Source organism: Atribacterota bacterium (assembly GCA_039638595.1).
Lineage (GTDB): Bacteria > Atribacterota > Atribacteria > Atribacterales > Caldatribacteriaceae > Profundicultor > Profundicultor thermophilus.
Genome location: JBDIWM010000070.1, coordinates 1 through 6,734 on the forward strand (window position 1 = coordinate 1; position 6,734 = coordinate 6,734).

The window sequence follows — 6,734 nt, forward strand, 5'->3', positions numbered from 1 at the left end:
GAGAAACTGAAAAAAGCGGTGGAGTACTTGAAAATGATTGCTCAGAAAGTGGGGATGAAACTCTCTGACCAGGAAGCAGAGGAAAAAACCCGGGTGGCATTCCAGAGAATACAGAAGAACGCTTCAGAGAGCTTTCTCAAGCGATTTTTGCCCCCGGAAGGGTTTCGATGAGTTTTTGTTCTTCTGCTGATTTGGAGTAATCCTGAGGGTTGGGTCTACAGGGAATGTTTTCTTGCCAGAAGACATGGAGGGCTTGACATAGTCGAGTGACGGTGGTATGTTTTACCAAATTACATATGTATTGTAAAATTGTATTACAAATTTTGGGGACAGGCTAAGACGAAGGAGGACACATCTCATGAGACCGGTGCGAAGAGAAACTCTGCCTGTTTTGGTGGCCGAGGAGATTCGAAGAGACATTGTTCATGGAGTGCTGAAACGGGGCGAGAAACTTCCCGCAGAGAATGAGTTAGCCCGAGTCCTGGGTGTAGGAAGACCTACGGTTCGCGAAGCTCTGCGTATCCTTGAAGGGGAGAGATGGATTCAATTTCGGTTCGGAGGAGGTGCGTACGTGATCAAGGATGGAGAGAGTCCTTCTGGGAACCTCGCTTATTTCCAGAAAGAAACCATGATGGAATTGCTTCGGTTCGAACTCACTCAGCTTAAGGAAGAGGGGAAAGAGGTTTCTCCGTCGCTTGAAAGGGAATTGCTGAATCTGGCGGAGACCCATTCTCTGGAACCCGTTGAGCGGTTTTACGCGGCGCTCTCCGGGCTGGAGGAAAAACCGGACTATCCTTACTTTGAACCCTCGGACTGGGAAACTATTCAAAGGGAAAAGCCGGAAAAAGCGAGTAGGAGAGCCATAAAAGGTGACCTGGATGTTTTGCGTGAACGCATCGAGGGCGCATGGCTTGGACGATGTGTTGGGTGCACCCTCGGAAAACCCGTAGAGGGATGGTCCCGAGAGGAAATCGAATCGTATCTCAAAGCAGTCGAAGCTTACCCCCTTCGTGACTATTTTCCCTATGTTCTGGAAAAGATCGAAGCGGGGAGGCATCCGTTCCATCCCTCCGCTCTGGAAGCAACCCGGGGAAACATCACCGGTGTACCCCAGGATGACGACCTTGATTACACCATTCTTAACCTGAAGCTCGTCCAGGAAAATGGTTTTGGTTTCACCTCTGAGGATGTGGGGGATATGTGGCTTTCCCATCTTCCCTACAACATGGTCTATACCGCTGAACGCCAGGCTTATGCCAACCTCGTTCGGGGCTTGAAGCCCCCCTTTACTGCCACCTACTGGAATCCCTTCCGTGAGTGGATTGGAGCCCAGATACGGGCTGACATTTTTGGTTACCTGGCACCGGGAAATCCCGAACTGGCAGCGTGGCTTGCTTATCGAGATGCCGTTCTTTCCCACACCAAAAATGGGATTTATGGGGAGATTTTCGTGGCCGCCACCATATCGGCAGTGATTGGAGGAGACGATATTCCCGAGGCGATTCGGGCGGGTCTTTCACAGGTACCCCGACGGTCTCGTCTCAGTGCTATGGTGAAGGAGGTGATGGAATGGAGCGAAAAAGCTCAGGATTGGCGTGAAGTGTGGGAAAAAGTCGAAGAGCGCTACGGAAACTACCACTGGGTTCATACCCTGCCAAACTTAGCCTATGTGGTTGTTGCGCTCCTTTTTGGTGGAAGAGATTTTAGACAAACGATCTCCATTGCAGTTATGTGTGGGAGGGACACCGACTGCAATGGGGCTACTGCCGGGTCCATCATGGGAGCACTCCTTAGAAAACGGGGGATCCCAGAGGATATGTACCGTCCCTTCCAGGGGATGGTGCGAAGTGCGGTTTTTGGTTTTTGCCAGAACAGGATTCAAGATCTCGTCGAGAACACCATGAATGTGATGGAGAAAGAAAGGACCGGAGAGTAAACCGGACGGAGTCCCGGGCACAGGGGTTTCAGAAAGGAGAAAAGGAAAGATGAAACGGGTCAAATGGTTATGCGTGGGAATTGCGATGGTGGCCCTCCTGAGCCAGGTCTGGGCTGGAGCCATGGCTCAGGAGAGGGCGAAAATAATCTGGTGGTACGAATCGGTCAGCCCCGAGAACCTGGAGGCGATGGAGAGAAACATCGTTGCCCCCTTTGAAGCCCTCAAGCCGAACGTGGATGTGGAAATCGTGGTCAAAATGAACCTGCTTGAGGTTTTGCGAACGGCGGTGGTCGCCGGAGAAGGACCGGACATCGTCATGACCATGGGACCAGCCGAAGCGAACCGGTATGCGAAAGGAGGTTTCCTGCTTCCGCTTGACCCATTTATCGCTGAGGCAAAATTCGACCAGGAATTTCCTGCTCTGGCCCTGGATGTGGGGAAGGTGGAGGGGAAAACGTACTCTCTTCCCAAAACATTTGAGAGCATGGGAATTATCTACAACCAGAGCCTTTTCGACGAATACGGCTGGAAACCGCCCACCAACCGGAGCGAATGGGTGGCTCTCTGTGAAGCAATTAAGGCCAAAGGTATTATTCCGGTGGCCGGTGGTAACGTTGCCTGGAGGCCCACCAACGAACACTACGTCACGGTGTACCTTAATCACTATTCTGGACCTCAGGTGGTATACGAGGCCCTCACGGGGAAACGAAGCTGGGAGGACCCCCTCTTTATAGAAGCCATGGAGACCTTTAAACAGGACTTTTTGGTCTACTGGCCAGAGTTCGCAACGTATTCGGCCCTCGATGCTCCGGATTTTGTCCCCATGGTAGCCACCCGCAAAGCGGCGATGCTCGTGGTGGGGAGCTGGGCTTTCCAGTGGCTGGTGGATCCTGCTTACTGGCCCTCTGAGGATCGGTGGGGATGGGCGCCGTTCCCCTCGCTGCGGGAGGGAGTGGAGTATCCTTTCGTGGACGTGGGAATTGGCTCGACGCTTTCGGTGAACAATGGTTCAAAGTACACCGAAGAGGCCGCTCGATTTTTGATCTGGATGCTTTCCAACCGGGAAATGGTCGCTAAGATGCTGCGCGATTTTCCGGGAGAATGGGTTGCCCCGGTTGATATCCCCAGGGAACTGGTTCCGCCGGAAGTGGACCCGGTTTTCTTCGCCCACGTGGACACCCAGAGCGAGCTGATGAAGAAGGGGGCTTACGGGTACACCACGTGGACCTTCCTCGGACCGGAGACCTGGCAGTGGTGTTACGAGGGCATTGAGGATGTCTGGCTTGGAAAGCTGAGTGCCCAGGAGTACATGAAAAAGTGGAACGAGATTTTCCAGAAAGAGCTCCAGGTAGGGGTTGTACCACCGATACCGGAACGAAGATAGGAAAGGAGAGTGGGAGGGGGGAGAAAGTCCCCCTCTCCGGGCGATACTCGTATGAGACTGACGAAAAAGTCCAGAAAGTGGGTTATTGCGCTTCCCTTTTTGCTTCCAGCCCTCGTCATCAATTTCGGAATCATCCTCGTGCCCTCGGCGGTGACGGTCTTTTTAGCCTTTTTCGAATGGAGTGGTCTGGACATTCCCCGTTTTGTGGGACTGAGAAATTTTCTGGCTGTTTTTGCGGATTCCCTCTTCCTCAGGTCCCTTGTTCACAATGGAATCTGGACCGGTATTTTTTTAACCGTCCCGGTGTGCATGGGGCTTGCGGGAGCTGAGCTTTTGCGCCGGACTAGGAAAGAGCTCTTTCAACCTTTCTACTTCTTTCCGGTTATCTTGCCGGTTGTGGTCATTGGTTTGATCTGGCGCTATATCTACCATCCCACTCGAGGCCTGGGGCAGGTGCTGGGTATTTCCCTTCTGGGTCAACCCTCGACCGCTCTGTATGCCATTGCCTTCGCTAACATCTGGGCCTGGTGGGGGTTTCTGTGCGCGGTATTTTACAGCGCTACCCAGGGGGTCTCGAAGGATCTCTACGAGGCGGCGACTCTGGATGGGGCTACGGGCTGGCAAGAGTTCCGGTACATCACCCTTCCTCAAATCGCTCCCACTCTGGTTTTCATGGAAGTGATGACCATCATCTGGTCTTTTCAGGTGTTCGACTGGATCTGGATAACCACCCAGGGAGGCCCGGCCGGCTCTACCGAACTGCTGGCGACCCTCCTCTACAAGAAGGCGTTCTACGGGTACAAAATGGGTGAGGGAGCAGCCATCGGGGTGCTCATTGCCCTTTTTGGGTTTACAGGGGTGGGGCTTTACTCCTATCTGAGCCGAAGGGGGATTGAACTGTGAAAAGTGGACGAAAGTTCGGTTTTGCCAGTTCGTCTACCCCGCCGGTTGTTCTCGTCCTTCTCCTGCTGTACGCTCTGTTCCCCCTTTTTGTTGCCGTGAATACCTCTTTAAAGAGCCGGGCGGACCTTTTTGCTGACCCCCTGGGATTGCCCAGGGAGCTGTACGTCTCAAACTATGCTAAAGCCTTTCAAACCGGGAATTTCAAACAGGCTTTCTTCAATAGCGCCATTCTGGCTGCAGGAACCGTGTTTGGTTTGCTCCTCACGGCTATCCCCGCAGCGTATGCCCTGGCGAAGATTCACTTCAAGGGTAGCTCCTTTCTTGTGGGATACTACTTTTTTTGCACCACCATTCCGCAGCAACTTTTCATCATTCCTCTGTATTTCACCTTTTCTCGCTTTGGCCTTACCAACTCTCTTTTTGGGCTGGTACTCATCTACATCGCCACCTTTTCGCCGTTTTCAATTCTTCTCATGCGTTCCTACTTCGTGGGAATTCCGCATGAACTCGTCGAAGCCGCCCTGATTGACGGTGCGTCTCTTTTTGGAGCTTTCTGGCGGGTGGTTTTTCCCGTAGCCCGGCCAGGTGTCATTACCACGGTGGTGGTGGTCGCGATGTGGAGCTGGAACAACTTTCTCCTTCCCCTCACCTTCCTCAACCAGGAAGGGATGATGCCAGTCACAGTTCGTTTGGGCATGCTCATGGGGAAATGGAGTGCCGCCTGGGAATTGATCATGGCTAGCGCTCTCATGGGAGCATTACCGATTGTGGTGCTCTTTGCCTTTTTGCACCGGAAGTTTATCGCTGGTCTGGCCGGGACTGGTCTGAAAGGATGAAGCTCCTTAACGGGTTTCCGTTACCCGGAAAAATCGAACCAGGTAAACGCGTTTATCCGTCTTTAGGTATACCCGGGGGTTCCCGAAACGTCTGCTCCCAACCAGGCAAAACACCATTGAGGTCCAAACATTGAGAAGGTCGTTTTACGTCAATACCGGATCTTCGGGGAGAAAACTTTCTCAAGCCCAGGCTTTGAAGGGTAGGAACTTTACTGCTTGGTTGGTTTTTTTGGTTTGCGACATCCTATAACCAAAATGGTTGCTTCAAAGAAGCCGGCTTTACCTTTCCCTCCTCAAAGCATATTCCAAGCCTTTGGACCACACGCTACCTGTTTTTGTAGCCTTGGTAGCGCTGTATTCGGAGCAATGAGCACAAGCAAAATGAGCGTACCTCTCCGGGGATTGATACACCGACCCGGACTTGACCGCTACGGATGGCTTTTTAAAGCGCTTCTTAAGATACATTTTCAGCCACGTTTACGTCATCAGCCAACACTGGGTCTGAGTGTACCATTCCAATTTCCGCTTTCCTATCGTTACTTGGATGAGATTAAGGCTAGTTTGATGTTGTTAAGGCGAATTGTCGCTTATTTTTGCTCTATATATGGTGTGACCCTGCTGGTAAATCCAGTAAAGATATTTATTATCATAAGTCAAATCCCTAACCGATCCACTTGTTCGAGGACCCCTAACGAAGGCCATTGCCTCCCCTGACGGGCTTACCCTTACCGCAAGATTAGACCCCTTACTCCCCACCCAAAAACAACTACCATCCCAAGCAAGCCCTGCATCTAAGGAGGGCTTAAAAGAGGCGAGTGAAAGGGCTCTACCAGTTTTCTGCCCATCCCTATCTACCTCGTACACTGTCTTTGTGCTCCAATGCAAGATCCAAAGATTATCACCATCCCATGCAATACCTACCGGTATTAGTTGACCAAGAGACGGAATTTCAAATGACTTTACAAAGTAACCGGAAGTACTATAACAATAAATCTTTCCCTCATTCCAATTGTTCGCCCAGATAAACTCGCCATCCCAAGCCAGATTTGTAAATCCACTATTATGAATATCATCCCTGCTTTTGCACGGTACTGAAAAAGCAAACACGACTTTCCCCAAGCCATCAAGTTTAGCTATTTGCCAAGCGATAGGACTACTCTGATAGGTTATTACCCAAAAATTTTCCCCATCCCACGTCAACCCATTCATTTTTATTGTTTCGTTAGTCAACACTTCTTCCCACTCGACCTTCAATTCGGGAATAGGTTTTCCTTCGTGCGTAGCTCGGCTCTGACAATCCCCTTGGGAAAAGCCTTGGAGTACAATAAACAAGATTAAAAGCGTAAGGAGCACACCGGGAATCCTGAACGCTTTTGCTGTTCGTTCTCTTTGCATTTCGACACCTCCAAATTAGATTTTCATTCCTGTAAGCGTGACACCCTTCACCATCTGCCTCTGTGCTAATGCGAAAATAATCATTACTGGTATGACAGATAAGGAAGCTCCAGTCACGACCATGTCGAACCTTTTTGCGTGCTGAAAGGCAAGGAGGGAGGGAGAGTGAATGAAAGAAGGAAAAAACATTTTCGAATACCTGAAAATCCAGAAGATGATGCCGAGTACTACCTCTCCTAAATCATCCACCTGCCCTAATTGTGGAGAAGTACTCTTCTAT

The 6,734-nt window shown here is 50.9% G+C and carries 5 protein-coding genes; 4 read left to right on the plus strand and 1 reads right to left on the minus strand.

Annotated features, from left to right (window positions below):
- The first annotated feature begins 358 nt into the window (after window positions 1–358).
- From ABDK92_10705 to ABDK92_10720, 4 genes are read left to right on the plus strand one after another with little or no spacing between them, the layout of a single operon-like run.
- A complete protein-coding gene (locus ABDK92_10705; protein ID MEN3187072.1) occupies window positions 359–1,936 on the plus strand; it encodes an ADP-ribosylglycohydrolase family protein in 1,578 nt (525 codons plus the stop codon).
- Window positions 1,937–1,985: 49 nt separating this feature from the next.
- A complete protein-coding gene (locus tag ABDK92_10710; GenBank protein MEN3187073.1) occupies window positions 1,986–3,320 on the plus strand; it encodes an extracellular solute-binding protein in 1,335 nt (444 codons plus the stop codon).
- 51 nt (window positions 3,321–3,371) lie between these two features.
- Entirely contained in the window at window positions 3,372–4,223 is an 852-nt protein-coding gene (locus tag ABDK92_10715) for a sugar ABC transporter permease (GenBank protein MEN3187074.1), read from the plus strand.
- Entirely contained in the window at window positions 4,220–5,059 is an 840-nt protein-coding gene (locus ABDK92_10720; GenBank protein ID MEN3187075.1) for a carbohydrate ABC transporter permease, read from the plus strand. The genes ABDK92_10715 and ABDK92_10720 overlap by 4 nt, the downstream gene beginning before the upstream one ends.
- Before the next feature lie 570 nt (window positions 5,060–5,629).
- Here ABDK92_10720 and ABDK92_10725 read toward each other — a convergent pair.
- Complete coding sequence (locus ABDK92_10725; protein ID MEN3187076.1) at window positions 5,630–6,454, minus strand: hypothetical protein; 825 nt, start codon at window positions 6,452–6,454, stop codon at window positions 5,630–5,632.
- Window positions 6,455–6,734 lie beyond the last annotated feature (280 nt).